This is a genomic window from Paraferrimonas sp. SM1919, assembly GCF_010993985.1.
Lineage (GTDB): Bacteria > Pseudomonadota > Gammaproteobacteria > Enterobacterales > Shewanellaceae > SM1919.
Genome location: NZ_WINH01000007.1, coordinates 101,235 through 127,669 on the forward strand (window position 1 = coordinate 101,235; position 26,435 = coordinate 127,669).

Here is a 26,435-nt window from a genome sequence, read left to right on the forward strand (position 1 = left end):
CTTTAGCTTGGCACCTAAAAATAGTAGATACTGATTTCTGTACCTTTATATGACTATTTTGGGGAACACCCTAGAGATCACAGTTTAGCACCTTAAATGTGCATAATTCATTGATTTTAAGTTGTTTTTTTGGTCAGTATACTTTGTGTTCATGATAAAGGAAACACCAACACGATATGCTTAGTCTAAGTTTTAGGGGAGTTAAACGGTCTGTCCAAAGCGATCATTTAATTAATATTGGTATTGAACACTCACCAACCATTGGCGATCTCTACCTGGAAAGTACCTATCACCACTAAAATGACTAAAATCTGCTCTTTCTGCGTAACGAGTATCCAATAAGTTATCGACCTTAGCCCTGAGTTGCAGGCTCTGGTTGATCTGCCATTGGCTGCGAAGGTTGACCAGCTGGTGGCCCTCATATTTATGCTCGTTGGCGATATCGGTAAAGTATTCGTCCACATAAATCCATTCTAAGGTGGCAGCTAAACTATCAAGTACTTGCCAGTTAACTTGGCTAGAGGCATTAACCGCCGGAGCGCTGTCTACTTTATTGCCCTTCACATCACCCAATTGCGCAATTTCACCGTATTCATGGTTGGCATAGCTGGCATTAAGTTGCCAATGAATACTTTGGCTTAGGGCAAGCTTAAACGCTCCCTCAATGCCCTTATGCTTAGTGTTGCCACCGCTGACATTAAAGTAATCGCTGTCACGCAGGATCAGGTTATCCCTTTGCATAAGATAAGCGGTAAGTTGCCAATTAATGCTTGGGGTTGCCCCACGCCAACCTAGTTCGAAACTGTCTATGGTTTCACTTGTTAATTCCGCTTTGGTTTGTGCTCGTTGCAAGCGATACAGTTCTGTCGCCTGGGGAGCGCGATGCCCACGACTTAGGTTGCTATATAACTGTTGGTTCGTACTCAGCTGGTAGCTTAGCCCGAATTTGGGTGAAAAATGGCTAAAACTGTCCTTGCTCGATTCAGGTCGTGCATAGCGACAGCCACCAAAACCACAGGTATTGCCCTGCTCATCCACTCGGCCAGAGTTCATTTGATTTTGGTAGTCATAGGATTGGTAATCAAATCGGCCGGCGACAGTGGCAATCAGCTGTTCGCTTAGGTTGAAGTTGGCTTGTATATAAGGGGAAATCAGCAGGCTATCCACTTGGTAATCATAGTGTTTACCTTGGGGAATGGTGGCCTCTAAAAATGCACTGCCTTCGGTGGGTTTATATTGGTATTGCAGTAATTCACCATGGGTCCACTCAACATCGATTCCTGCATCTAACCAATCGTACTGTAATGACGTTTGCACACCAATTGAAGTATGCTGGTTTTCTTCTACTGGAGTGCCCGGTAAAAAGTGCTGTAAAAACGCCATATTAGCATGACGCAAATACGGATTAATTTGCCAGTTAATGCTGCCATTATCACTGGATAAGCTAGAGGTTAAGCGGATGGAATTAGCTTTACGGTAGGCATCTGGCGCGCTGTTAGTTTTAGACAGTAGCTCATCTTTATAGCTGTCTTTACCTTCGAGGTAAGCGGCAGTTTGCTGGTCTAAACGGCTGGCATTTAGGGTGTTCACTAGCGTTAGACCAGCCACTGAAGTGCCATGCTTAAAGAGCAGTTTTTGCTGGTTGTAGCCTGAGCTGTCACGGTAACCGCCATCGTTTGTGTGGCTAAGGCCGATCAATAAATTATGGTCATCAACATCGGCATTATTGAGTAAATTGAGTTGATAGTAATCATTGCTGCTGGCCGTTAAGGATAATCGAGAGCCGCTATCAAAACCTGGGGTAAGTACATTAATGACTCCGGTTAGGGCGTTGCTGCCATATACCGCACTCCATGGGCCGGATAGTATTTCCAAGCTGGCACCTAATTCGGTTGGGGCTTCAAATAACTCATTAATATTACAAAAGCCCGCCGCCCTTAGTGGTATCCCGTCAATCGCTGATAATATTGAACCACAGGCACCGGCGCCGGTTTGAACTGGGCTGCGCAGCCCTGGTAGGTATTCAACACCATCACCACGGGAAAAAGTCACACCTGCAATTTGCACGAGTGCCTGCTGGATATGTTGTGCCTGAGTGTTTGCGAGCTCTTGCTCAGTCAGTTGCTGCACTGTGCCAGGCAGTTCGTTGATGGCCACTTGGTGGCGATTTGCTGAAACCACCATGATTTCATCCATTTCACTGGCTAGGGCAGGGGCAATGACAAGTGTAGAAATAAGGATTGTATTGAGTTGGTAAGCGTGCATTTCAGTCCATTGATTATTATTTTAGAGTTAGTATTCCATGATATGCTTTGTTTACGAAGAATATAGTGAAATAGTTTTGTTGCTGCTATGCATAAGCCTCCCTTAAGACAAGCCAAAACCATAGATAATGTGTTTAATTCTGCTTTCTGGCATCTAAGTCAGCAGGACTTCACCGTTAATGAAATTCGCCAAAAGCTTGAACGCAAGACTGAGAACCAACAATGGATAGATACAGTTATCAAGAAACTGATAGACGATGGCTTTTTAAAATCCGATTTACAGTTTGCCATTCGTTTTAGTGAGTCGTGTTTCTTTAATGAAATGGGGGCCGCCGCCATTAAACAAAAGCTGAAAAAGCGTGGCTTAAAAGAGGCGGATATTCAACAAGCAATAGAACAGGTCGCCCATGAACAAAATATTGATGAAGACCGGTTAGCAGTATCAAGGCTTAATAACAGCTTTCAAACGTTTGCTAATACCACCAAAGAAAAGCTGTATCAGCAAATGACCAATAAGGGTTTTAGTCGCGCGCAAGTTGATAAAGCACTGGCCCAGCATCCAGCCAAAGCATCACTTAAAACCAAGCTTGAGGTAAAAGCCGAAAAGGCGGATTTAACCAAAGAAATTATTAAGCTCTATAAAAAAGGCAAGGGTAAGAGTGTCATTTTGCAAGAGTTAAAACAGCGTCTGATAGATGTCAGCGAATTTAACGATAAGCTGTATCAGTTAGAAGCTAATGGTGAGGTCGACTTTTTTGAAAGCTGCAAACAACAATTATCAAAAAAAAAGTATGACATGAATTGTCATAAGGGGAGAGCTAAAGCGTACGCTTATTTATACCGCAAAGGCTTTAGCTCTGATGAGATTAATGAGGCATTTAATGCGGCTTGAGCCTAATCATTTAGACGCCAACCATTTTCAGTTTGTCTGAAATGAAAAGCATGAGTAATGCTTCTGGTATCGCCTTTTTTAAAGTCGCCAAATTGCATTTTTAAGGCCATCGCGCCAAGCCCGCCTAAAAACCCACTTTGCTTGGCCATGTGTTTAGCAGCGTTTTCAATATCGTTGGTAAACATAATGGTGTAATTCACCTCAACCACATACTGTTGATCTTCCATCCAGCCATTTAAGCGCTCAATGTCGACCACTTTATAGACATTAGGGGTGGTGATACTAGCGGTGATCTGTTCAAATACTTCGCTATCGCTGGGCTTGCCACTGCAGCCAAGTAGAAGTAGCGCGAGTAGCAGGGTATTGACTATTTTTAACATAAGAATCCCTTTAAAATTAATTGTATAGCTTCTGTAGTGAAGTATTAAGTGTGTCACTTTAAAACAACGATGATAACCTACTTTATGCAAAATAAATCACCTCAGTCATTTTTTTCAAGTGAGTTGTCAACCTTTAGGGATTGGATTCGTTAAAGCTATATCAATCAAAATGGAGAGTCCTAATGTTAATGAAGAAGCTTTTACTTACCGCAGCGATTACTGTTATTTTTACCAGCCTCAGTGCTCAAGCCGTCGATGTAGAAAAGAAACTCGATGTTAAAGGTGACAGAATTGAAAATAAAATGGACGCTAAAGGAGAGCGTATTAATTCCCGTTTAGATAAAAACGCTGCCCGCCTAGAAGCTAAAGGAAAAACCAAAGTGGCTAATAAAATGGATGCAAAAGGCGATAAAATTGAAAGAAAGTTTAATGCAAAGGGCAATAAGATTGACCGCAAACTAAATAAAGCGGGTAAGCAGGCAGAACGAAAACGTAATCGCAAATCTTAAGGGCTAACTTGCCATAAAAAAAGGCGGCTGAATCAGCCGCCTTTTTAGTTTCAGTGTGTCAGTTACTGGCCAGCGTAGGTAACTTCAGCTTGTGCCTTTAAGTGCTCAATAAGAGCAAGGTAAAGGGCATTAGTGCGTTCTTGGGTTAAGCGCTGACTGAATCCTGATAGCATTTCTGCTTCAAGTGATTCACCCACATTAATGGCATCGACGACCACTACACCATAACCATCTGCAGTTCGAGCTGTGCTGGTTTGGCCAATGGCCAGTTTAAATGCTTCTTCTGCGATACCGCGGTCAACGGTGGCATTAAAGCGACCAAGAGTCTTAGTTTCAGTTAGCTCAGCGACAGTTTGACCATCACGAATACTTTGGGCAATTTCTTCAGCTTTAACTTTGGCAAGAGCTAAGCTTTGCTCTTCTGTTAATGCTTGCTGAACCTGCTCGGTAACCTCAGTTAGAGGTTGAGTACCTGCTAGTTGGTGCGATTTAACACGCAGCACCATAACCTTGTCAGCTCCGACTTCGATTGGCTCTGAGTTAAAGCGTGAATTGATAACTTCATCAGAAAAAATAATTTCTAGAGTATCTGCTTTGTTAAATGGTGCTGGTGCAGCCATTCGATTAAATGCCGGACTCGTTTTGATTGCTAGACCAAGTTCTTTGCTAACCGTCTCAAGAGAATCAGGTATTTCATAGCTAATGCTGGCAAGTTGCTCAGATAGTTGGAAAAATTCCTGTTGAGCGGCATCACGCTTTAGCGAGTTTTCTATAGAATCTTTAACTTCGGATAGCGGTGACTGGCCTGCAGCTTCAATATCTAGCACTTTTAGGATTTGGTAACCAAAGTCAGTTTTAACAACATCAGACACAGCGCCTTTATCAAGGGCAAACAAAGCGTCATCAAATTCTTGCGACATTACCCCAGCTTGGAACCAGTCTAATTGGCCACCATTCTCTGCTGAGAATGTATCATCAGAATGAGTTTTTGCAAGTTCGGCAAAATCAGCACCTAATCGAATTTGGGCTAAGATGTCCTGGGCTTTTAACTCTGCACCTTCGCTATCATTGATTAGAATATGTGCGGCTAAGCGCTTTTCAGGAGTTTGATACTGGCTAAGGTTGTCTTGGTAGTATTGCTCAACCTCACTTTGCTCAAGTTCGACTTTAGCAGCAAGTGACGTTAGGTCTAGCTCTACATATTCAAGAGTTACTGTTTCTTCAACATTAAAAAGATTAAGGTTTTGGTCATAGTAAGTTTGAATTTGCTCTTCACTGAGCTGAACTTGGTCAGTAAAGTCGGTACTGCTGACATTCACGCTGCGAATGTCACGAGATTGACTTAACAATACAGCTTGCTCTTGAACCTCAGATTCCAAAGTGAATTCACTGTTTGTGATCGCCTGAATTAACTGTGCTCGGCTTAGATCCGATTCTAGCATGTCACGGAAACGACTTGGTGATAAACCAGCATTTCTAAGGGTAGCAAGGTAAACATCATTATTAAATTGACCATCTACTTGAAACTCAGGCATTGAGCGAATGGCTTTTATGATTTGCTGATCAGAAATGCTCAAACCCAGTTCAGCTGCAGCTTGATCCAATAGCGTTTTTGAGATTAAACGCTCTAATACCCCTTGACGGATACTTGCAATATAACTTGGGTTTGCGGCTAATTGGTTGAACATCTCGCCTAATTGACTTTCTAAACGAGCACGCTCATTGTTATAAGCTTGTTCAACTTCGGCTTGGGAAATAACTACACCGTTAACTTCTGCAGCAGGAGCTACATTGTTACCAGATAAGTAGTTGCCAACACCTGCAACGGCAAAAGACAGTATAACAAGAACCAAAATCGTCTTAGCTACTGGACCCTGTGAACCTTCGCGGATCTTTTCTAACATCTAAATAACTCACTTGTCGCCTTGGGCGATCATATTTACTGCCAATGAAAATAATTTGGCACCAATAAAAAAGCGCACATGAATTATCAGTGCGCCTTTGGCTGTTTAAGGTAAAACCTTAAAATCATAAGGCACCATAAGGTGCCTTAGTTACACAGATATAATCTGCGCTTGATTAGTTAACAGCGTCTTTAAGCGCTTTACCAGCTTTAAATGCTGGGATAGTAGCAGCTTCGATCTTGATCTCTTGACCTGTTTGTGGGTTACGGCCAGTACGCTCTGCGCGTTGACGAGTTTCGAAAGTACCGAAACCAACAAGAGAGATTTTCTCACCGTCTTTAAGACCTTCAGTAACTGCACCAATAAAAGAATCTAGAGCACGGCCAGCCGCAGCTTTTGAAATATCAGCACCAGAAGCAATTTTCTCGATTAATTGAGACTTATTCATGTCATCCCCTATAAATATAACTTCTACGCTAGCTAAATCCACTTTAGCACTTCTGCGTAGCTAAAAAACTAAGTCAAACTAGTTTGACCCTATTTACTTGTTGTAATTAAGCTCTAGTCCAGCCCTCACAAGGGTTTGTGTTGATGGACAGTGCTCAATCAAGATACCACTTTAAAATGATTTGAAAAGCCCTAATTGCCACTTTTTTCACGATTTTTTAAAAAAAATGGCAATTTGGAACAAATTATCCGGCTTCAAATCCCTCTGGCGGACGTTCTAAAGCAATTTTTAGTACATCATCCACCCATTGAACTGGGTGAATTTCTAAATTACCAATTACATTCGCCGGAATTTCTTCTAAATCTTTTTCATTATCTTTTGGAATAATGACGGTTTTAATGCCACCTCGATGGGCCGCGAGTAACTTTTCTTTAAGACCACCAATAGGTAACACTTCACCGCGTAAGGTGATTTCACCTGTCATGGCGACATCGGCTCTAACCGGGTTGCCAGTTAATGAAGAAACCAAGGTGGTACACATGGCAATACCGGCAGAAGGACCATCTTTAGGTGTGGCGCCCTCAGGTACATGCACATGGATGTCTCGTTTTTCATAGAAATCGTCATTGATCCCAAGCTTGTCGGCACGCTGCCTAACGACAGTCATTGCAGCTTGAATCGATTCTTGCATTACATCACCAAGGCTACCGGTGTAAGTAAGCTTGCCTTTGCCTGCAACAGAGGTGGCTTCGATGGTCAGTAAATCACCACCTACTTCAGTCCAAGCTAGGCCAACGACTTGTCCTACTTGGTTATGGCTTTCAGCCTTGCCAAAGTCAAAGCGCTGAACGCCAAGGAAGTCTTTTAGGTTATCACCATCAACGGTAACCGTTTTAATGTCTTTATTCAGAAGGATCTTCTTCACGGCTTTGCGGCAGATTTTAGAGACTTCACGCTCCAATGAACGAACCCCTGCTTCTCGGGTGTAGTAGCGTACAATACCAAGCAGTGCTGAGTCTTCTACAATTAGCTCGCCTTTTTTCAGGCCGTTACGTTTTACTTGCTTAGGCAGTAAGTGTTGCTTAGCAATATTAAGCTTTTCATCTTCGGTGTAACCAGAAAGACGAATCACTTCCATACGGTCAAGTAGTGGACCTGGAATATTCATTGAGTTAGAAGTCGCGACAAACATGACATCTGATAGGTCGTAGTCCACTTCTAGGTAGTGGTCGTTAAAGGCTGTGTTTTGCTCAGGATCTAATACCTCAAGTAATGCTGAAGCTGGATCCCCTCGCATATCTGAGCTCATCTTATCGATTTCATCTAACAGGAATAGTGGGTTCTTAACTTCCACTTTCGCCATGTTTTGAATGATCTTACCTGGCATAGAACCAATATAAGTACGACGGTGCCCACGGATTTCCGCTTCATCACGCACACCACCTAGAGCCATACGCACGTATTTACGGCCCGTTGCCTTGGCAATGGATTGACCTAAAGAGGTTTTACCCACACCTGGTGGCCCCACAAGACATAGGATAGGCCCTTTAAGTTGCTTTACTCGGCTCTGAACGGCTAAATACTCGATTATGCGTTCTTTTACTTTCTCAAGACCGTAGTGGTCGCTATCCAGTACTTGCTCAGCTACGCTAATGTCACGTTTAATTTTAGAGCGTTTCTTCCAAGGTACGTTAGTCATCCAGTCGATGTAGCTGCGCACAACGGTGGCTTCAGCTGACATGGCTGACATCATTTTTAGCTTATTTAACTCAGCAGTGGTTTTTTCTTTCGCTTCAGGTGGTAGGCCAGCCTCTTCAATTTTCTTGGCCATTTGCTCAAATTCGTCTAAGCCGCCTTCATCCAGGTCGCCCAGTTCTTTTTGAATGGCTTTCATTTGCTCATTCAAGTAGTACTCGCGCTGGCTTTTTTCCATCTGTTTTTTTACACGGCCACGAATTCTTTTCTCTACCTGCAGGATATCAAGCTCAGACTCCATCATCCCCATTAGGTATTCAAGACGCTCTTGAACGTCAATCATCTCTAAGATCGATTGCTTATCATCAAGCTTAAGGGGCATATGTGCTGCAATAGTGTCTGCGAGGCGAGCAGCTTCATCAATTCCTGATAACGAAGTGAGTACTTCAGGTGGAATTTTCTTGTTTAGTTTTATGTAGCCTTCAAATTGATTAACCGCAGAACGAATCAATACTTCCTCTTGCTGCTCTTCAATAGCGGCACTGACTAGTGGTTCTGCTTCAACTTTAAAAAATGGTTCTTCCTCTAAGTTTTGGCAAACTTTAGCGCGCTGAGCACCTTCGACGAGAACTTTTACTGTTCCATCTGGTAACTGTAGAAGTTGTAAAATATTAACAATGGTACCTACCTGATAAACATCATCTAGGCTAGGTTCATCGACATCCGCATCCTGTTGAGCCAGTAGTAATACTTGCTTGTCCTTGTCCATAGCGGCATCTAGGGCAGCTATAGATTTCTCACGACCAACAAATAACGGAATTACCATATGAGGATATACTACTACATCGCGCAGGGGCAGAACCGGCAATTCTTTGCGATCAATCGTTTCTTGGGTCATTCTTATATTCCGTTTCGTAATGAATATGCTTAGGTCAACTTAAAATTTAAGGCGACGTGTTAATTAAGTATATGTGGGTAAAATCGATAGTTTCAATAGGTTAAATGAAAAAAGGAGCCATTTGGCTCCTTTATAGTAACATTTTTAATGTTGAAGGTCGGTTTTACTCAGCAACGGCTTGTTGTTGTTCGCTATTGTCGTAGATCAATAGGGGTTCCGATTCACCATTAATGACTCCTTCGTCTACTACTGCACGCACCACACCCTCTAGGGAAGGAATTTCGTACATAGTATCAAGCAGAACATTTTCTACAATTGAACGCAGACCACGAGCACCCGTTTTACGCTCCATTGCTTTTTTAGCGATGGCAGCTAGAGCATCTTGACGAAACTCAAGGTCAACCCCTTCCATTTCAAATAGGGCTGCATATTGCTTAGTAATGGCGTTTTTAGGTTCACTTAGAATTTGTACCAATGCCTCTTCATCAAGCTCTTCAAGGGTAGCCATAACCGGTAGACGACCAATGAATTCTGGAATGAGACCATACTTAACCAAGTCTTGGGCTTCAACCTTAGCAAGGATGTCAGATAAGGTCATTTGCTCATTAACGCCTTTGACTTCAGCGCCAAAGCCTATGCCTGTTCCTACATTCGCACGTTGTTCAATCACTTTATCTAAACCTGCGAATGCACCACCACAGATAAATAGGATTTTAGAGGTATCAACCTGTAAGAATTCCTGTTGTGGATGCTTCCGGCCACCTTGGGGTGGTACCGAGGCAATGGTTCCTTCAATCAGTTTTAGTAGTGCTTGCTGTACACCTTCACCTGAAACATCACGGGTGATCGATGGGTTATCTGCCTTACGAGAAATCTTGTCGATTTCATCTACGTAAACAATACCACGTTGGGCTTTTTCTACGTCGTAATCACATTTTTGCAATAGCTTTTGAATGATATTTTCAACATCTTCACCCACATAACCGGCTTCGGTTAAGGTGGTCGCATCAGCCATTGTAAAAGGAACGTCTAACAAACGTGCCATCGTCTCAGCAAGCAAGGTTTTACCAGAGCCAGTTGGACCAAGTAAAAGAATGTTACTTTTACCCAACTCTACGCCATCTTTGCTACGGTCACCGTTTTGTAGACGCTTATAGTGGTTGTATACCGCTACAGATAATACTTTTTTAGCAGTATCTTGACCAATTACATAGTCATCCAAATGCGCACGAATTTCTTTTGGAGTAGGGAGCTTTTTACCATCTAATTGTGGGGTAGCTTCTTTTACTTCTTCACGAATGATGTCATTACAAAGATCAACACATTCGTCACACACATATACAGAAGGGCCCGCAATTAATTTGCGGACTTCATGCTGGCTTTTGCCACAAAACGAACAGTACAACAGTTTTTTGTTGTCGCTTTCGTTATTGTTATCATTCATTTAAATACCTCTTCTGCCTGAGAACTACTGAACTAGGAAAGTATTAACTGTGAAATTTAGTTTAGCAGTTATCGGCTAGCTAGGATTGAGTCAACCAATCCATATTCTACAGCTTGCTCTGCGCTCATAAAGTTATCACGATCGGTATCTTTCTCGATTACCTCTAGTGGTTGACCTGTATGTTGTGCAAGAGTTTCATTCAAACGCTGCTTTATGCCTAAAATTTCTTGTGCATGGATAGCAATATCCGATGCTTGACCTTGGAAGCCGCCAAGGGGTTGGTGAATCATTACTCGGGCATTTGGCTGAACATAGCGCTTACCCTTAGCACCGCCAGCAAGTAAAAATGCACCCATAGAGCAAGCTTGGCCCATGCACACCGTTGCCACGTCCGGCTTGATAAATTGCATAGTGTCATAAATTGACATACCAGCAGTTACCGAACCACCTGGGGAGTTAATATACAGGTAAATTTCCTTGTCAGGGTTTTCAGCTTCCAAAAATAAAAGCTGCGCCACAACTAAATTCGCCATATGCTCTTCAACTTGACCAGTTAAGAAGATAATACGTTCTTTAAGAAGGCGAGAATAGATGTCGTAGGAGCGCTCACCCTTGGAAGTTTGTTCGACTACCATTGGTACTAATGCATTCATTACCGCTTGTGGGTCTTGATTCATATCATTCCTTTCCTAATAAAAATGGCTCGCAAGGAACAATCCATGCGAGCCATAAAAATGACTTCTAAACGAAACCGGTCAGTTAATTAACGTTGACCAGCTTGGTTCATGAACTCTTCAAAAGCAACTTCTTTCTCTGTTACTTTAGCTGTTTCTAGTAGCTTTTCAACCGCTTGTTCTTCAAGTGCAACATTTTTCATTTGTTGCATAAGTTCTTGATTACCTTTGTAGTGGGCAATAACTTCTGCTGGATCTTCATACGCAGAAGACATTGAAGCGATTAATTCTTCAACTTTTTCATCTGAAGCTTCTAGTTCGTTTGACTTGATAACTTCACCAAGTAATAAGCCTACCTTAACGCGACGTGCAGCTTGCTCAGTGAATAGCTCAGCTGGTAATTCTGGCATATTCTTGTTTTGAGCACCGCCCATGCGTTGTACCGCTTGTTGACGTAGAACGTTAACTTCTTGCTCAACTAGTGCTGCAGGAACTTCTAACTCGTTCTTCGCTACTAGACCATCAAGAGTTTGAGTCTTGATGTTCGCTTTCAGAGCTTGATCTAGTTCGCGCTGCATGTTCTTTTCAATTTCAGCTTTAAGTGCGTCTACGCCACCTTCAGTGATACCAAATAGAGCAACAAACTCATCATTTAGTTCAGGTAGAACCGCTTCAGTTACTTCAGTCAGAGTAATTGCGAAAGTCGCTGCTTTACCTTTTAGGTTCTCAGCGTGGTACTCTTCTGGGAAAGTAACTTCGATATCGAATTGCTCACCAGCTTTGTGACCAGCGATGCCAGACTCGAAACCAGGGATCATACGGCCAGAACCGATTTCTAGATCAAAACCTTCACCTTTACCGCCATCGAACTCTTCGCCATCGATAGAACCAACGAAGTCAATTTTAACTTTGTCGCCATCTTTTGCTTCACGTTCAACCGCTTCAAATTTAGCGTGTTGCTTACGTAGCGTATCAACCATTGAATCAATGTCTTCAGCTTTGATTGTACAAACTGGCTTTTCAACTTCAATTGCGTCTAGGTTAGCAAGTTCAACTTCTGGGTAAACTTCTACAGTAGCAGTGAATACGAAATCTTCGCCTTCAGATTGTGTAGGAGCGAAAGTTGGCATACCAGCTGGGTTGATTTTCTCAGCAACTACAGCTTCAAAGAAGCTACGTTGCATTGCTTCACCCATTACTTCTTGACGGATAGCTGCGCCAAAACGCTTGTTAACAACGCTTAGTGGTACTTTACCAGGACGGAAACCGTCAATACGAACGCGCTTTGCTTCGCTTTTTAGCTTAGCAGCAACCATATCTTCGATTTGCTTAGCTTCTATAGTAATGGTCAGGCGACGCTCTAGACCTTGAGTGGTTTCAACTGAAACTTGCATTGATGTTACCTCAATAAATTCTATGTTTTATTTAAACGAACGCAATAACGCCCATTAAAAAATTCTTACCGCTGCTACTGTTGTTTATAGGTTACTAGATACCTAAATCGTGCTTGCGGATTTTATAGCTTTAAAATAAGACGGGGCATTATAGCCAGCGTTTGGATAAGAGTCGAGTGCTATGTAGTCCTTTTTCATAATTCTGTCAATACAGCGCTTGGGCACTAATTAAGCGAATGAAAAATAGATACTTTTTTGAGGCTAAAACCAAAAAAGGTCAGCATTAAGCTGACCTTCATAAGATGGGGTGACTGATGGGACTTGAACCCACGACAACCGGAATCACAATCCGGGGCTCTACCGACTGAGCTACAATCACCATTGTATGTGGCACGCCCGGCAGGACTTGAACCTGCGACCATCCGCTTAGAAGGCGGATGCTCTATCCAGCTGAGCTACGGGCGCACTGTTCAGGAGTCTATAACCAGGACATCCTTGAATTTGGTCGGTGATGAGGGATTTGAACCCCCGACCCTCTGGTCCCAAACCAGATGCGCTACCAAACTGCGCTAATCACCGATACAGTTGTTGTTGGCGAGTTCGCCTTGACAACGGAAGCGGATATTACTGACTAAGTTTAAAAGCGTCAAACGTTTTTTTCAAAAAATAGTGTGACTGAATCTTTTTTGTGCGAATCATCAAGCTTGGCAATGATGACTTGCAACGCTGTTTAATTTTTTTAGCTAACACAACAAGCGCTTTTTAGTTGATAAGACTTCAAGTTGATTCAGGTGCTTTGGCAATGACACAGTATCAAGGGGCTGTTAAAATAGCGCTACATTTAGTGACTCATATGCCAATAGGAAGCATCACTCACATGTCAGCCCAGATCATAGATGGAAAAGCGATTGCCGCTTCAATACGTCAAAATATTTCTCAATCAGTATCAGAGCGCGTTGCTGCAGGAAAACGTGCACCAGGTTTAGCCGTTGTTTTAGTTGGTAGCGATCCTGCTTCTCAGGTTTATGTGGGTTCAAAGCGCCGAGCCTGTGAAGAAATTGGCTTTAAATCGAAGTCTTATGATTTAGAGGCAAGCACTAGCGAAGAGCAACTATTGGCATTAATTGATGTGTTAAATCTAGATAATGAAATTGACGGTATTTTAGTGCAGCTGCCTTTGCCTGAGCATATTGATACCTCTAAGGTGATTGAGCGCATTGCTCCAAACAAAGATGTGGATGGCTTTCACCCCTATAATATTGGCCGTTTAGCCCAACGTATTCCAGTTCTGCGCCCATGTACGCCAATGGGCATTATGACCCTAATCGAGTCAACCGGGGTGGACATGCATGGTTTACATGCCGTGATTGTGGGGGCGTCTAATATTGTAGGCCGTCCTATGACCCTAGAGCTGCTGCTGGCAGGTTGCACGACGACTACTTGTCACCGCTTTACTAAAGATTTAAAAGAACAGGTACAAAAGGCTGATCTACTGGTGGTAGCGGTGGGTAAGCCGAACTTTATTCCTGGGGATTGGATTAAGCCAGGTGCGATTGTGATTGATGTGGGCATTAACCGTTTAGAGAACGGTTCACTTGTCGGTGATGTGGAATATGATGTGGCAGCCGAGCGTGCCGCCCATATTACTCCGGTTCCAGGTGGTGTTGGCCCGATGACCATTGCCAGTTTGATGCAAAATACCTTATTTGCCGCTGAAAATTACCACGACAAATAACACCTGCAAGATTTATAGTAAAAGACAGCTTAGGCTGTCTTTTTCATTTTAGAGGGATACCCAATGTGGCAACAATATTCTATTACTTTACCCGCTAAGCGTCGTGGTTTTCATTTGATCACTGACTTAATTGAAAGCTCAATCAGTGAATTACATCGGGTTAAAATGGGCTTGTTACACCTACAACTTCAGCACACCTCGGCCTCAATTACCCTCAATGAAAATGCCGATCCTACGGTTAGGCAAGATTTTGAGCATTTTTTCAATAAGACTGTGCCTAATATGGCTGGCTTTAAGCATACCTATGAAGGTCCCGATGATATGCCGGCTCATATCAAATCCAGCCTATTGGGCACCTCGTTAACGCTACCAATCAGTCATGGTCGTTTGGCGTTAGGTACCTGGCAGGGGATCTATTTAGGCGAGCATCGAGATTACGGCGGTGAGCGACGTATTATTGCTACCCTTAATGGGCAACTTGAGTAATTTTTAACAGTCAAAGTTTGTGATAAGATGCCTCGGTTAATAATTGTATAAAATATTTTATCGGAGCTTTTCAATGAGCAACATTGCCGAACTATACCCACAGCCGTTATGGCAGTGGTTTGATCAAATTTGTGCTATTCCGCACCCATCAAAACATGAACAACAATTAATTGATCATATTACCGCTTGGGCTGATGCCAATAACATCGAATACAGCCAAGACAAAGTGGGCAACCTAATCTTTAAAAAGCCGGCTACCCCTGGCTATGAGAACCGCAAAACGGTTGCCCTGCAGGCGCACCTTGATATGGTTCCACAAAAGAACTCAGATAAAGACCACGACTTTGTGACCGATCCTATCGAGCCAATTATTGACGGTGAGTGGGTACGCGCTAATGGTACGACTTTAGGTTCAGACAACGGTATTGGTATGTCTTCAGCCCTAGCTGTGCTGGGTTCAAACGATATCCCCCATGGTCCACTAGAAGTGCTACTAACCGTTGACGAAGAAGCGGGCATGACAGGTGCCTTTGGTTTAGAGCCAGGTTACCTAGATGCAGAGATCCTAATTAACACTGACTCCGAGCAAGAGGGTGAAGTGTACATGGGTTGTGCCGGTGGTGTTGATGCCAGCATTGAGCTAGAGCTTGAGAAACAAGCTGTTGCTAGCGATAGTGCTGCCTTCCGCATTGCCGTAAGTGGCCTAAAAGGCGGTCACTCAGGTTGTGATATTCACCTAGGCCGTGGTAACGCCAATAAACTATTGGCACGCTTCCTTGTAGAAAGCGCCAGTGCACTTGAGCTAACCCTAGCAAACATCGAAGGCGGTTCACTGCGTAATGCGATCCCTCGTGAAGGCGAAATGACAGTAGTGGTGCCTGCCGCTAAAGCCGATGCGCTAAATACCGCATTAGAAGCGTTCACTGCGACCGTTAAAAATGAATTAGCGACGCCAGAGCCAAGCCTAAAAATCGTTATTGAAACCGCGACTGCCACTGACAGTTTCAGTGCCGCATCAACGGCGCGCTTAGCCCAGTTAATGCATGCAGCGCCTAATGGCGTAATGGCAATGAGCCAAGACATTGAAGGTGTGGTAGAAACTTCACTGAATATGGGTGTGGTTCGCACTGAAGCTAACAAGGTTTCGATTCTTTGTTTAATACGTTCGCTGGATGATTCAGGTCGCCGCAATATTGAAAACATGCTTTCAAGCCTAAGCGCATTAGCGGGCGCCAACTGTGAATTTTCTGGCGCATATCCTGGCTGGAAGCCGGATAATAGCTCCCCAGTAATGGCGATTGTGCGTGAAGTGTATGACGGTCTGTACGGTCATAAGCCAAACATCATGGTGATTCACGCTGGCCTTGAGTGTGGTCTGTTTAAAGAGCCTTACCCACACATGGATATGGTTTCTATTGGTCCAACGATTCGTTTCCCTCACTCACCAGATGAGAAGGTAAAAATTGATACCGTAGGCCTATACTGGAAGCTATTGCTAGCGGTGCTAGAGAATATTCCAGCAAAAGCTTAAGAATTATCATTCATTAAGTAACTAAGGCGGGTTTACCCGCCTTTTTATTTTTTACTGTTTTAAACTTGTTATTCAATGTCAGAGATTTACTTAGAGCTCACCCGAGACGGCTCCCATACTTTGGTTAACCCGGGGTTAGATGAAGGCTACCATGCCTTTGCGGGCGCGTTTACCGAATCAGTGTATGTGTATATTGAAAAGGGGCTAGCCACTCACCCTATCAATAATAATGTCAAAATCCTTGAGGTAGGCTTTGGCACCGGGCTTAATGCCGCGCTAAGTTATCAGCACTGCCAGCAAGCGGGAGCTGAGCTGTATTTTCATACCCTAGAGCCATTTCCAATATCAGCACAGTTAGCCGCCAAACTGAATTACCCAGAATTCTTAGAAGATGCTGGTAAGCAAGTGTTTAATGCGCTGCATCAGGCTCCTTGGCAGCAACAAACCGATATCACCTCAGACTTTCGTTTATACAAAGATGAAACCCTGCTTACCAAAGCGACCTTGCCTGAGGGGCACTTTGATCTGGTGTACTTCGACGCCTTTGCTCCGAAAAAACAGCCCAGTGTATGGACCATGGAAAACCTAGAGCAATGCCATCGTGCTTTAAAAGTGGGGGGCATGCTGGTGTCTTACTGTGCCAACGGCCAATTTAAGCGCAACCTAAAAGCCCTAGGCTTTAAGTTGGAGCAATGCGAAGGGCCAATGGGCAGAAAAGAAATGACGAGGGCGATAAAACTTTAGCGACAAGAGGGCGCTGCGAGGGCGGCGCCCTGCAAGATTCGAGGGCGTCATTTCGTGACTTTGAGGAATACAGAATACGGATGACAGAATACAGACTGTATTCAGTTATCCGTTATCTTTCTTTAAGGCTTCGGCTTAGTCACATTAAGCAATACCGGTAATAATACTAGGCTGAATACTAATATGCAGCTTAGGGCGATGGTCAGTACGATGCCGATGGAGAACATGCCTTGGTGGGCTGATAGGCTTAGGGCGCCAAAGGTGCACAGAGTAGTTAGGCTGCTGACTAAGCTGGCCTTTGGGGTAGAGCTGGCAAAGAAGCTGGCTAGATCATTAGACTGTCTAAAACGTTCAACGATATGAATGCCATTATCGACACCTAAGCCAAAGATCAGCGGCATTACTATGATGTTAGCCATATTCAACGATAAGCCAAACCATTCAATCAGCGCTAGGGTAGTGACGGCGCTTAGGGCGAGTGGAATTAAAATTAATACCACATCGCCTTTATAGCGGACGTTGAAAAACAACAGGGTGGCAATAACCGCAATAGCAAGGGCGATCGCTTCAAAAAATGCCTGGGTAATAATACTGCCCACTTCTTTTTCTACCACAGCGCGGCCAGAGGCGTTAGGCAGTACTGACTTCACCTCTTTAATAAATTGATTGAGTTTTTTAACCTGGCTCATGTCGCCACTCGGGGTGATAATAAACAGCTGTTTATCGCCATTAATAAATTGCCCTTTAATATGCTCAGGTATGGTCACATCAGCGCTGATATTCATATTCATCAGCAACTCATTTAAACCACTAAATAGCCTTTGACTCAGCTCAGAAGATGGCAACGGAGCTTCACTTGGCTTTGGAATCGATTGCAGCATTGTCAGCAACTGTTGCTGCCTTTGCTCGGGCTGCTTAAGGCTGATATCCAATTGACTATTTACCTTTGCCACCGATGGTAACGCTAATAGTTGTTCGGTGATGGCTTGAGTATCTTGGTCACTTGGGGCCATCGCGTATAACTGATAGCTTGAGCCCAGTTTTTGGCTGCTGATTTGCTGCAGGGTTTGGACTGAATCCGAATTTGGGTTTTTCAGGCTTAGGGTGGAAAAATCAAACCTAAATTGGCTGGCCACTAAAGTTGCTAATCCCATTAATAAAAAGGATCCGACTAAAATAAACCCTTGGCCTTTTGCTAGTATTTGGGCAAAGCGCTGCCAAGAACCGCCCACTTGTGCCTTTGCTTTTGGGTAGCCAAATAATGCAAAAAATAATGGGATCACCACAAAGGCGCAGCTGACGCCGATGAGCATTCCCAGAGCAGAAATTATCCCAAGTTCACCCAGTCCAGTGTAGTCCGTTGGGTAGAAGCTTAAAAAGCCGATGGCAGAAGAGAGCGCACATAAACCTAAGGGTTTGATGGAATGGGTTAACGCCTCTAATACACCAAGTTTGTCATCTTTTAATTGCTGACGGCTCTGAGTGATGTGCATGCAAAAATGAATCGCAAAGTCGACCGCAAGGCCGATAAACATCACCATAAACACAATCGAAATGGTATTGTAACTGCCCACTGCCATAAGACCTGCGCTAAAGGTAAAGGTCAGCCCGACTAATACCGCCGCATAGCAAGCCAGTATCGAACGCAGTGAGCCCATGGCAATGGCTAAAATAATAATAAGCCCCAATAAAGAGGCGCTACCGGCCAGAGCAATGGACTCGTTGGCAGCGACGATTTCATCGTAATCTAGGGCGGCTTGACCAGATAGCTTAACCTCAATTGCTGCATCTAAATTCGCCGCCGCTATCACCCCATATGCTGCTTCAATAATGGCCTTATTAGGCTGAGGATGGCTGAGATCTGGGGTGGCCGTTAGTACAATAACACTCGCAGTAGCAGGGTTAAGGGTTTGGCTAATTAAGCTCTGCCAATCAACAATACCCTGCTGTGCTTGGCTAATAGCTTGGGCCGCAAGGGAATTATTTCCTTGTTCGTTGGCAAGTTGTTGAACTTTGCCAGCATCTTGGCGGTAGCTGGCCGCAATAATTGGTACAAGTTCTTTTTTAGCGAGTTGCTCGAATTGATTAAATTTTTCTTGGTTGGCAAGCCCTAGGGCATGCTGTTGAATCCAAGGCTCTGAAGTTGGACTAACAACTTTACTAAAGAGTGGGTGCTTGTTAAAACCCTGACTTAGGGCGTTGGTCGCAGTTTGAGTGTCGCCACTTGAATGACTGTTTATTAGGACAAGCAGGTTACTGTCTTGTTTGAAATGCTGATTCAATTCATCGTAATCCTCTAACCACTGACCTTGTTGCTTTACTAAGGATGATAGATCGGCGTTCATGGCAAAGTAATGGCTGCCATACCAACTGGATAGGCCACAAAGCATTAAAAGAATCAGTGCAATAGCTTTTGGGAAGCGCCAAATCAAGGCTAAGTAGGAATGCAGCATAAAGATTAACTTAGTGATGAATATTACCGCTAATTGTATGCCTACAAACGTAAAAGGGGAATGTTAATTGATTGGTAAGTTATTATTAATGCCAATCTCTAGGGGAATTGTCTACACACTTCTTACAATTAAGGCGATGGCCTAACATTTGTTGGCGACCTTCTTTGGTTACTACCCAAGGACGGTTGATAAAAGGAGGCTGGTGGCGGACGTGTTGGTTATGACCGCAGGCTAATTTAGCTACCCAGTGATTTTCATCGTCCTGATGGTAGCCAACGATTTCTTGGTTCAAAAATGATTACCTATATTTTTACTTATCGAAAGTAAGTGGAGTTTATTGCAAAAATAAAGGGAAGCCTAGGCTTCCCCTTGTTCAATTAAGCGCAAGTTAAAGGCTAGCTTCAACCCACTTTTGTACTTCTGTTTCTAATACGTCTAGAGGCACTGGACCATTTTTTAGAACGGTATCGTGGAAGCCGCGGATATCAAACTTGTCACCCAGTTGCTTTTTAGCATCCGCGCGCAGTTCTTGAATTTTCAGCATACCAATTTTGTAAGCGGTGGCTTGTGATGGCATGACGATGTGACGCTCGACCATTTTCACTGCATCTGACTTAGCGTTTGGTGTGTTAGTGACGTAGTATTCAATGCCTTGTTCGCGAGTCCACTTCTTAGTGTGGATACCGGTATCTACCACTAGACGACAGGCACGCCATAATTCCATAGCTAGGCGACCAAAGTCAGAGTATGGGTCAGAGTAGAAGCCCATTTCTTTCGGGAAGTATTCAGAGTATAAGCCCCACCCTTCAATGTAGGCAGTATAGCCACCGAAGCGACGGAATTTAGGCACACCCTCAAGTTCTTGGGCAATGGCAATTTGCATGTGGTGACCAGGGGTACCTTCGTGGAACGCTAACGCTTCCATTTGGTACTTAGGCATGGCCTTCATGTCATACAGGTTGGCATAGTAGGTACCTGGACGAGAGCCATCTGGCGCAGGTTGCTGGTAGAAAGCTTTACCCGCTGACTTTTCACGGAAAGGTTCAACCGCTTTTACGATCATTGGTGCCTTTGGCTTAATACCAAATACCTCGTCTAAGCGCGCTTCCATACCTTCAATTAGGGTGATGGCATCGGCGATATAAGCTTCTTTACCTTCCTTGGTTTCTGGATAGTAGAACTGCTGGTCATCGCGCATAAACTTAAAGAAGTCCTGCAGGCTACCATCGAAGTCCACTTGCTTCATAATGGCCCGCATTTCACCGTGAATACGCTCAACCTCAGCCAGACCAATGTTGTGGATCTCATCAGAGGTTAGCGATGTGGTAGTGGTTTTTTCTAGGGCACGTTTGTAAAATGCATCACCATCAGGCAGTTTCCATACGCCGTCTTTATTGTCAGCGCGAGCCTCTAGGCTTTCCACGGTAGCAATTAGCTGGTTGTATGCAGGACCAACGTAGCCAATTAACGCAGATTTAGCTTGCAGCAATAGGGTTTGTTTTTTGGCATCACTGATATCTAGCTTTTCAATTTTGCCTTTAAAATCGCTCCAAAGGGTTGAGTCTTCGCCATATTTATCAAACGGTGCGCCAGTAATAATGTTCTTGCTATCACGCAACACATGGGCAAACACAAATTTAGGGGCAATAATGCCTGCGGCTGCGCGGGCCTCTAGGCTGGCAATGAGACCGTTAAAGTATTGACTTACGCCCTCTAAACGGCTGATGTAAGCTTTAGCGTCTGCTTCATTAGTGATCAGATGTTGGTTGATCAGTAATGATGGCACGCCAGAGTGTTGCCCAAACATTTGGTTAACAGGATAGTTATATAAATGCCATTTGTGATCGTCAATAGCGGCTTGCAGGTTATCTTTAAGCAGGTTGTAACTTAACAGCGATTGGCCCGTTAGTTTGCTTGGGTCGATTTTGGCTAACCATTGCTGGTGCTTTTTAGTGCGCTCTAAATCTTTGTCCGCTGCGGCTGGGCTAATGTCATCCCACTTGCCATAGTCTTTTTTAATGCCTAGGTAAGTTTGGTAAATCGGGCTTGCCATCACTGAGTCCATGAAGATCTTTTCATACACTTCATTGGCTGCGTGGTTGGTTTTTTTACTGATTGCCAGTTGAACTTCTTGTTGTGGAGAGTGGCTGTGGTTAGAGCCGCTTTGGTGAGCGTTAGCACCAGCACTCAGGCCCATAGTTAGTGCTAGGCTAAGCAAAGTAGGAGTGAACTTTTTCATATTGTTTTTCTCTGTTTTCCTTAAAGATTTGTCTAGCAAATCATAAAGAAAACAGAGATTAAATTTAAACAAAAAGTGTTAAAAGTTATTTCAAAGCACTAATCGCTAATTAAAAAAGGATCTAAAATGTCATTGACAAATAGTTGTCCTTTGCTGGTAAGCTGCCATTGTTCACCTTGCTGACGGATTAACCCCTTATCTATTGATGGTTGCAGGCCTCGATTAAGTATTTGCGCTTCAATACCTGTGCGGGCACTAAAATCACTGCTAGTAAATGGTGTTACCAAGCGAGCACGATTCATTAGGTACTCAAGGGCCCTATCTTCAGGTTCGATAGGGCTTTTACGATACAGTTTTTCAATATTGCTTAAGTACCCTTTAGGATGCTTAATCTTTTCTGTGCGCATTATAGTATCGCTCTGAGGCAAGGTGATTTTGCCATGGGCGCCGCAACCAATGCCGAGGTAGTCACCAAACTCCCAGTAGTTAATATTATGGCGACATTGATAGCCTTTTTTAGCATAGGCTGAGACTTCGTATTGTTCATAACCGAGTTCGCTGAGTAGCGCCCTACCTTGGTCATAGATGTCCCATAGGTCGTCGTCGTCAGGTAGGGTTGGCGGCTTGGAATGGAACAAGGTATTAGGCTCAATGGTCAGTTGATACCAAGAGATATGCGGCGGGTTTAAGCTCGCCGCTTTTTTGATGTCATTCATTGCTTCTTCGAAGCTTTGATTTGGTAAACCGTGCATTAAATCGAGGTTGAATGATTTTAGCCCAGAACTCGCTGCTCCTTGCGCCGCTGTTATGGCCTCTGCACCACTGTGAATTCGTCCAAGGCGTGCAAGTTTGTCGCTATCAAAGCTCTGCACTCCCATAGAAATACGATTAATGCCTGCTGCAACGTAGGCATCAAAACTGTCGTACTCTAGGGTACCTGGGTTGGCTTCCATGGTAATTTCAGCGTCATCGGCAATAGGGACGATAGCGTGTATTTGGCTAAATAATTCTTTATACCAAGCCCCTGTCATTAAAGAAGGGGTGCCGCCACCTATAAAGATGGTGGCAATGCTTCGACCTTGAGCTAGGTGCTGATCTTGCTTGAGATCCTCTAGCAGCGCCGCCATATATTCATCCCTTGGTAACTCACCATTTTGGGCATGGGAGTTAAAGTCGCAGTAAGGGCACTTTTTTACACACCAAGGAATATGAATATAGAGGCTTAACGGGGGCAGGGTGAGCATTACAGCTCACCTAATTGTTTCAGTTTTGCCAGTAGCATCTCCAGTGCTTTACCGCGGTGACTGATGGCATTTTTTTGCTCAGGAGTCAGTTCAGCGGCGCTTTTAGCGTGCTCGTTACACACAAAAATAGGGTCGTAACCGTGGCCCCCGTTACCGTGTGGGGCATCGCTAATGGTGCCCTCCCAGCTGGCTTGACAAATCACTGGACTCGCATCTTGATGGTGACGCATGTATACCAAGACACACTGGAAGCGGGCTTTACGGTTTGGATTATCGCCTAACTCTTTCAGTAGCTTAGTGTAATTGTCTTGGGCAGTGGCCCCTTCACCGCCATAGCGAGCAGAATACACCCCCGGTGCTCCGTTAAGACCATCGGCTTCAATGCCTGAGTCATCACTGATGGCTGGCAGACCAGAAATTTCAGCGGCATGGCGGGCTTTAATAATGGCATTTTCAACAAAGGTAGTACCGGTTTCGGCGACTTCGCTGACATTAAATTCACTTTGAGGCTTAATGGTTACTGCAAGGTCTTGGAACATTTGCGTGAATTCGGCAAGTTTACCTTTGTTGCCACTGGCAAGGACGATATTTTTTGTCATGATATTAGAGTCTGTTGATCTTTCATGTTTACTGTATGTGCGAATTAAAGGGCAACAGGCCCTATTAATCGACGTAAAACTTCTGATTAAATTTAATTTTGGTGTTTAAACTGCGGCCGACACTTACTTGCACTTCAAAGTTTAAGACTTCTTCGTTGCGGTGACCGACTTCGGCAATGTAATAAATCGCATCACCCTCTTTAATCTCTTTAAAGTTAAGGGTTTTCATGGTCGAAATTAGATTACGGGCATGGCCGCTGACATTGGCTTCAACCGCTGGATTGTTTGCCATCACACGGTTCAGTACTGAAATATTCACCAGCGCATTGTAGCGGGAGCGCTCAACACCATATTGTTTAGCGACCTCAGGAGTTATGAAGGTTGAGGGGAAAGCGACATAATGGATTTCATAATTGCCCACGATTGTTTTTTGTTCGGCATGAGCTTGATGACTCACTAAGGTAAGCAAGGTGAGGGCAAAACCGATAAATAGTTGTTTCATAAAGGGGCCTATTAGGTTAAGTATTGGCTGAGTTCATTTGGAATTATAGTCGGTGATTCTACTTTAATGTGCTTGTGACGACTTTGCTGGCCACGAATTAAGGTCACTTTACTTTTGGCGACCTTGCATTGTTTGGCAATTAGCCTTATCACATGGTCGTTGGCTTTACCGTCGATTGGCGGTGCAGTTATCGCCAGCTTGAGTTCATCGCCATGGCGGCCAAGCCATTTATCACGGCTGGCCTTAGGCTGCACATACAAACTTAGATATAAGCAGCCGTCTTTGATGGTCAGCACTGTTGCTAGACCATGTACCATATAGGGCCAATCAGGTCACCAATAAGCTTGTTGATAAAGTTTAATCCTATCATCAGAATTAGCAGGCTTAAATCTAGACCGCCCATTGGGGGGATAATACGGCGAATTGGCGCTAAAAAAGGCTCAGTCATTTGGGCCAGTACTGCTTCAAATGGTGAAAAACCTTGTGATACCCAACTTAAAATTGCTCTTATAATCAGCATCCAAAATAAAAGCATGCCCAGCTCTTTAGCAACACTAAGAGTGCTAATTAAAGCAAGATTCAGTAGATCAATTTGGCTGCTCATCATCATTAATAATGACCATTTTGTTGCTGCTACAACAAAAGCGAGTACCAATGTGGATGTGTCAAACCGACCAATGCTTGGTATTACTCTTCTTAATGGCGCCACAATGGGTTGTGTCGCTTTAACAACAAACTGACTAAAAGGGTTGTAAAAATCAGCTCGTACAAATTGCAGCCATAAGCGCAATAATACCACCATTAAGTACAGGTCAAATAATACGGTTATAAGGTATTGCATTGCATTCATTGGTTTTTCTCCTTAAAAAATCTTAGCCATTGCATCGGCTCTAGCAACACAGGCAGTCATGGCGTCATCCACAATAGTGCGAAGATCTGCTTGCTCAAATTGTTCAATCGCTGCGGCAGTGGTGCCCCCTTTAGAGGTGACATTGGCACGTAACTGCGCGGCTGAAATATCTGGGTTTTGTTCTAGCATGGCAGCGGCGCCGGCCATGGCACTGGCCACCATAGTACGCGCTTGTTGCTCATCGGTACCCATTTTTTTCGCTGACGCTATCATGGCTTCAGCAAATAGGAAAAAATAAGCCGGAGAAGAACCAGCACAAGCAATGACTTGATCTAGGCCGAACTCATTTTCAACCCAAACGGTTTGACCAACAGCGGCCATTAAATCATTACAGTAATTTCTGTCACATTCATTGAGTTGAGGGGCGTATAAACCAGTTAACCCTTTACCCAATAGCGATGGTGTATTGGGCATGGTGCGCACAAGGTTAATGCTTTGCCCCAAGTAATCATGATAACGCTCGGCCTTAATGCCGGCAGCAATAGTAATAAATAGCTTATTGGATAAGTCTACACCCTGCAGCTTTTCACACATTTGCTGCATTAACTGAGGTTTTACCGCCAGTACAATCACATCCACCTGCTTGACTAACTCTAAGTTGTCATTAGTGACATTAATACCAAAGTCACTAACCAGCGCATCCAGTTTTGGCTGGGAAGGGTTAGAAGCAAAAATTTTGTCGTTAGGGTAATTGCCATTAACGAGGCCGCCAATGATTGAGCGCGTCATATTACCTGCGCCAATAAAACCAATTGAACGAATGTCCATATTAATTCCTTTAAAAATTCTTTATTGTTTTACTGTTCTGGCACCAAAAATAGCACTGCCCACTCTTACCATGGTGCTGCCATTGTTGATGGCCAAATCCAAATCGCCGCTCATGCCCATAGATAAAGTATCAATATCAGGGTATTGCTCGGCCAGTTTGTCAAATGCTTGCTTTAACTGGCTAAACTCAAGATTTTGCTGGGCTTCATCCTTTGAATTAGCAGGGATGGCCATCAGTCCCCTTAGCTTGATGTTCTCTAACTCACTCAGTTGTTTAGCCAACTCATCGACTTGTTCTAAAGGGATGCCCGATTTGGAAGCTTCATTAGAAATGTTAACCTGAATACAAACATTAAGCGGTGCCTTGTCCGCTGGGCGTTGATCATTTAAACGCTTGGCAATTTTCAGTCTGTCCACAGTATGCATCCAATCAAAGTGCTCCGCCACAAGCTTCGATTTATTGGACTGCAATGGTCCAATGAAATGCCAACTAATATCCTTATGTGGGCAGGTTTGGATTTTTTCTACCCCCTCTTGCACATAGTTTTCACCAAAATGACGCTGACCGAGACTGTATAACGCCAGTATATCGGCTAATGGCTTGGTCTTACTAACAGCAAGCAGCGAAACTTGCTGTTGTGAACTATGTTTAGAAGCAGCATCAATTTGCTTGATAATGGTGTTGTATCTGTCAGCGATATTGGTCATTTAGCTCAGTTACC

At 43.8% G+C, this 26,435-nt stretch carries 24 protein-coding genes and 3 tRNA genes; 6 read left to right on the forward strand and 21 right to left on the reverse strand.

The window, feature by feature from the left end; all coding sequences use genetic code 11:
* Positions 1 to 231 precede the first annotated feature (231 nt).
* The gene (locus GFB48_RS06020) at positions 232 to 2,265 is read right to left on the reverse strand and encodes a TonB-dependent receptor (protein ID WP_163932616.1); all 2,034 of its coding nucleotides are present in this window, start codon (positions 2,263 to 2,265) and stop codon (positions 232 to 234) included.
* An 87-nt stretch (positions 2,266 to 2,352) separates the two neighbouring features.
* Here GFB48_RS06020 and GFB48_RS06025 point away from each other — a divergent pair, with 87 nt between their 5' ends.
* The gene (locus GFB48_RS06025; protein WP_163932618.1) at positions 2,353 to 3,156 is read left to right on the forward strand and encodes a RecX family transcriptional regulator; all 804 of its coding nucleotides are present in this window, start codon (positions 2,353 to 2,355) and stop codon (positions 3,154 to 3,156) included.
* 2 nt (positions 3,157 to 3,158) lie between these two features.
* On the opposite strand, the gene GFB48_RS06030 is transcribed toward GFB48_RS06025, so the two are convergent.
* Complete coding sequence (locus GFB48_RS06030; protein ID WP_163932621.1) at positions 3,159 to 3,536, reverse strand: hypothetical protein; 378 nt, start codon at positions 3,534 to 3,536, stop codon at positions 3,159 to 3,161.
* A 188-nt stretch (positions 3,537 to 3,724) separates the two neighbouring features.
* Here GFB48_RS06030 and GFB48_RS06035 point away from each other — a divergent pair, with 188 nt between their 5' ends.
* Positions 3,725 to 4,045 (forward strand): hypothetical protein, encoded by a 321-nt coding sequence (locus GFB48_RS06035; RefSeq protein WP_163932624.1) that lies wholly within the window; start codon positions 3,725 to 3,727, stop codon positions 4,043 to 4,045.
* 62 nt (positions 4,046 to 4,107) lie between these two features.
* Here the strand turns inward: GFB48_RS06035 and GFB48_RS06040 are convergent, their stop codons facing one another.
* The 9 genes from GFB48_RS06040 to GFB48_RS06080 form a co-directional block, all read right to left on the reverse strand.
* Positions 4,108 to 5,949 carry a SurA N-terminal domain-containing protein gene (locus GFB48_RS06040; protein WP_163932627.1) on the reverse strand — a complete coding sequence of 614 codons (1,842 nt, stop codon included), beginning with the start codon at positions 5,947 to 5,949 and terminating at the stop codon, positions 4,108 to 4,110.
* Positions 5,950 to 6,124: 175 nt separating this feature from the next.
* Positions 6,125 to 6,397: an HU family DNA-binding protein gene (locus tag GFB48_RS06045; protein WP_163932630.1), complete on the reverse strand. Its 273-nt coding sequence runs from the start codon at positions 6,395 to 6,397 to the stop codon at positions 6,125 to 6,127.
* A 244-nt stretch (positions 6,398 to 6,641) separates the two neighbouring features.
* Complete coding sequence (gene lon / locus GFB48_RS06050; protein ID WP_163932633.1) at positions 6,642 to 8,990, reverse strand: endopeptidase La; 2,349 nt, start codon at positions 8,988 to 8,990, stop codon at positions 6,642 to 6,644.
* Positions 8,991 to 9,153: 163 nt separating this feature from the next.
* Positions 9,154 to 10,434 (reverse strand): ATP-dependent protease ATP-binding subunit ClpX, encoded by a 1,281-nt coding sequence (gene clpX, locus GFB48_RS06055; protein WP_163932636.1) that lies wholly within the window; start codon positions 10,432 to 10,434, stop codon positions 9,154 to 9,156.
* A gap of 68 nt (positions 10,435 to 10,502) precedes the next feature.
* Entirely contained in the window at positions 10,503 to 11,111 is a 609-nt protein-coding gene (gene clpP, locus GFB48_RS06060) for an ATP-dependent Clp endopeptidase proteolytic subunit ClpP (RefSeq protein ID WP_163932639.1), read from the reverse strand.
* Positions 11,112 to 11,197: 86 nt separating this feature from the next.
* Positions 11,198 to 12,502, reverse strand: coding sequence for a trigger factor (gene tig / locus GFB48_RS06065; protein WP_163932641.1), 1,305 nt, complete (start codon positions 12,500 to 12,502; stop codon positions 11,198 to 11,200).
* 303 nt (positions 12,503 to 12,805) lie between these two features.
* A tRNA-His gene (locus tag GFB48_RS06070) sits at positions 12,806 to 12,881 on the reverse strand.
* Positions 12,882 to 12,890: 9 nt separating this feature from the next.
* Positions 12,891 to 12,967, reverse strand: a tRNA-Arg gene (locus tag GFB48_RS06075).
* 37 nt (positions 12,968 to 13,004) lie between these two features.
* Positions 13,005 to 13,081: transfer RNA gene (locus GFB48_RS06080), tRNA-Pro, on the reverse strand.
* Between the two features lie 298 nt (positions 13,082 to 13,379).
* Between GFB48_RS06080 and folD the strand changes: the two genes are divergently transcribed.
* From folD to mnmD, 4 genes are all read left to right on the forward strand, one after another.
* On the forward strand, positions 13,380 to 14,237 hold the full coding sequence (folD, locus tag GFB48_RS06085) for a bifunctional methylenetetrahydrofolate dehydrogenase/methenyltetrahydrofolate cyclohydrolase FolD (RefSeq protein WP_163932761.1): 858 nt from the start codon (positions 13,380 to 13,382) through the stop codon (positions 14,235 to 14,237).
* Positions 14,238 to 14,300: 63 nt separating this feature from the next.
* On the forward strand, positions 14,301 to 14,723 hold the full coding sequence (locus GFB48_RS06090) for a secondary thiamine-phosphate synthase enzyme YjbQ (protein WP_163932644.1): 423 nt from the start codon (positions 14,301 to 14,303) through the stop codon (positions 14,721 to 14,723).
* A gap of 73 nt (positions 14,724 to 14,796) precedes the next feature.
* Complete coding sequence (locus tag GFB48_RS06095; protein ID WP_163932647.1) at positions 14,797 to 16,254, forward strand: aminoacyl-histidine dipeptidase; 1,458 nt, start codon at positions 14,797 to 14,799, stop codon at positions 16,252 to 16,254.
* A 75-nt stretch (positions 16,255 to 16,329) separates the two neighbouring features.
* The gene (gene mnmD / locus GFB48_RS06100; protein WP_163932649.1) at positions 16,330 to 16,998 is read left to right on the forward strand and encodes a tRNA (5-methylaminomethyl-2-thiouridine)(34)-methyltransferase MnmD; all 669 of its coding nucleotides are present in this window, start codon (positions 16,330 to 16,332) and stop codon (positions 16,996 to 16,998) included.
* Positions 16,999 to 17,120: 122 nt separating this feature from the next.
* Here the strand turns inward: mnmD and GFB48_RS06105 are convergent, their stop codons facing one another.
* From GFB48_RS06105 to GFB48_RS06150, 10 genes are all read right to left on the reverse strand, one after another.
* On the reverse strand, positions 17,121 to 19,451 hold the full coding sequence (locus GFB48_RS06105) for an MMPL family transporter (protein WP_163932651.1): 2,331 nt from the start codon (positions 19,449 to 19,451) through the stop codon (positions 17,121 to 17,123).
* An 85-nt stretch (positions 19,452 to 19,536) separates the two neighbouring features.
* Positions 19,537 to 19,743: a DUF3565 domain-containing protein gene (locus GFB48_RS06110; RefSeq protein ID WP_163932654.1), complete on the reverse strand. Its 207-nt coding sequence runs from the start codon at positions 19,741 to 19,743 to the stop codon at positions 19,537 to 19,539.
* Between the two features lie 96 nt (positions 19,744 to 19,839).
* On the reverse strand, positions 19,840 to 21,690 hold the full coding sequence (locus GFB48_RS06115; RefSeq protein WP_163932657.1) for a DUF885 family protein: 1,851 nt from the start codon (positions 21,688 to 21,690) through the stop codon (positions 19,840 to 19,842).
* Between the two features lie 98 nt (positions 21,691 to 21,788).
* Positions 21,789 to 22,934: a radical SAM family heme chaperone HemW gene (gene hemW, locus GFB48_RS06120; RefSeq protein WP_163932660.1), complete on the reverse strand. Its 1,146-nt coding sequence runs from the start codon at positions 22,932 to 22,934 to the stop codon at positions 21,789 to 21,791.
* The gene (gene rdgB, locus GFB48_RS06125; RefSeq protein ID WP_163932663.1) at positions 22,934 to 23,533 is read right to left on the reverse strand and encodes an RdgB/HAM1 family non-canonical purine NTP pyrophosphatase; all 600 of its coding nucleotides are present in this window, start codon (positions 23,531 to 23,533) and stop codon (positions 22,934 to 22,936) included. The genes hemW and rdgB overlap by 1 nt, the downstream gene beginning before the upstream one ends.
* 64 nt (positions 23,534 to 23,597) lie before the next feature.
* Positions 23,598 to 24,035 carry a DUF4426 domain-containing protein gene (locus tag GFB48_RS06130; protein ID WP_163932666.1) on the reverse strand — a complete coding sequence of 146 codons (438 nt, stop codon included), beginning with the start codon at positions 24,033 to 24,035 and terminating at the stop codon, positions 23,598 to 23,600.
* A gap of 11 nt (positions 24,036 to 24,046) precedes the next feature.
* Positions 24,047 to 24,352: a DUF167 family protein gene (locus tag GFB48_RS06135; RefSeq protein ID WP_163932669.1), complete on the reverse strand. Its 306-nt coding sequence runs from the start codon at positions 24,350 to 24,352 to the stop codon at positions 24,047 to 24,049.
* Positions 24,337 to 24,885 carry a YggT family protein gene (locus GFB48_RS06140; protein WP_163932672.1) on the reverse strand — a complete coding sequence of 183 codons (549 nt, stop codon included), beginning with the start codon at positions 24,883 to 24,885 and terminating at the stop codon, positions 24,337 to 24,339. Before GFB48_RS06140 ends, GFB48_RS06135 begins: the two co-directional genes overlap by 16 nt.
* A gap of 12 nt (positions 24,886 to 24,897) precedes the next feature.
* Positions 24,898 to 25,713 (reverse strand): pyrroline-5-carboxylate reductase, encoded by an 816-nt coding sequence (gene proC, locus GFB48_RS06145; protein ID WP_163932675.1) that lies wholly within the window; start codon positions 25,711 to 25,713, stop codon positions 24,898 to 24,900.
* Positions 25,714 to 25,734: 21 nt separating this feature from the next.
* The gene (locus GFB48_RS06150; protein WP_163932678.1) at positions 25,735 to 26,421 is read right to left on the reverse strand and encodes a YggS family pyridoxal phosphate-dependent enzyme; all 687 of its coding nucleotides are present in this window, start codon (positions 26,419 to 26,421) and stop codon (positions 25,735 to 25,737) included.
* Positions 26,422 to 26,435 lie beyond the last annotated feature (14 nt).

Coding starts and splice junctions, on each gene's coding strand:
- GFB48_RS06020 (WP_163932616.1), bottom strand. CDS start 2,265: ATGCACGCTTACCAACTCAATACAATCCTTATTTCTACACTTGTCATT.
- GFB48_RS06025 (WP_163932618.1), top strand. CDS start 2,353: ATGCATAAGCCTCCCTTAAGACAAGCCAAAACCATAGATAATGTGTTT.
- GFB48_RS06030 (WP_163932621.1), bottom strand. CDS start 3,536: ATGTTAAAAATAGTCAATACCCTGCTACTCGCGCTACTTCTACTTGGC.
- GFB48_RS06035 (WP_163932624.1), top strand. CDS start 3,725: ATGAAGAAGCTTTTACTTACCGCAGCGATTACTGTTATTTTTACCAGC.
- GFB48_RS06040 (WP_163932627.1), bottom strand. CDS start 5,949: ATGTTAGAAAAGATCCGCGAAGGTTCACAGGGTCCAGTAGCTAAGACG.
- GFB48_RS06045 (WP_163932630.1), bottom strand. CDS start 6,397: ATGAATAAGTCTCAATTAATCGAGAAAATTGCTTCTGGTGCTGATATT.
- lon (WP_163932633.1), bottom strand. CDS start 8,990: ATGACCCAAGAAACGATTGATCGCAAAGAATTGCCGGTTCTGCCCCTG.
- clpX (WP_163932636.1), bottom strand. CDS start 10,434: ATGAATGATAACAATAACGAAAGCGACAACAAAAAACTGTTGTACTGT.
- clpP (WP_163932639.1), bottom strand. CDS start 11,111: ATGAATCAAGACCCACAAGCGGTAATGAATGCATTAGTACCAATGGTA.
- tig (WP_163932641.1), bottom strand. CDS start 12,502: ATGCAAGTTTCAGTTGAAACCACTCAAGGTCTAGAGCGTCGCCTGACC.
- folD (WP_163932761.1), top strand. CDS start 13,380: ATGTCAGCCCAGATCATAGATGGAAAAGCGATTGCCGCTTCAATACGT.
- GFB48_RS06090 (WP_163932644.1), top strand. CDS start 14,301: ATGTGGCAACAATATTCTATTACTTTACCCGCTAAGCGTCGTGGTTTT.
- GFB48_RS06095 (WP_163932647.1), top strand. CDS start 14,797: ATGAGCAACATTGCCGAACTATACCCACAGCCGTTATGGCAGTGGTTT.
- mnmD (WP_163932649.1), top strand. CDS start 16,330: ATGTCAGAGATTTACTTAGAGCTCACCCGAGACGGCTCCCATACTTTG.
- GFB48_RS06105 (WP_163932651.1), bottom strand. CDS start 19,451: ATGCTGCATTCCTACTTAGCCTTGATTTGGCGCTTCCCAAAAGCTATT.
- GFB48_RS06115 (WP_163932657.1), bottom strand. CDS start 21,690: ATGAAAAAGTTCACTCCTACTTTGCTTAGCCTAGCACTAACTATGGGC.
- hemW (WP_163932660.1), bottom strand. CDS start 22,934: ATGCTCACCCTGCCCCCGTTAAGCCTCTATATTCATATTCCTTGGTGT.
- rdgB (WP_163932663.1), bottom strand. CDS start 23,533: ATGACAAAAAATATCGTCCTTGCCAGTGGCAACAAAGGTAAACTTGCC.
- GFB48_RS06130 (WP_163932666.1), bottom strand. CDS start 24,035: ATGAAACAACTATTTATCGGTTTTGCCCTCACCTTGCTTACCTTAGTG.
- GFB48_RS06135 (WP_163932669.1), bottom strand. CDS start 24,352: ATGGTACATGGTCTAGCAACAGTGCTGACCATCAAAGACGGCTGCTTA.
- GFB48_RS06140 (WP_163932672.1), bottom strand. CDS start 24,885: ATGAATGCAATGCAATACCTTATAACCGTATTATTTGACCTGTACTTA.
- proC (WP_163932675.1), bottom strand. CDS start 25,713: ATGGACATTCGTTCAATTGGTTTTATTGGCGCAGGTAATATGACGCGC.
- GFB48_RS06150 (WP_163932678.1), bottom strand. CDS start 26,421: ATGACCAATATCGCTGACAGATACAACACCATTATCAAGCAAATTGAT.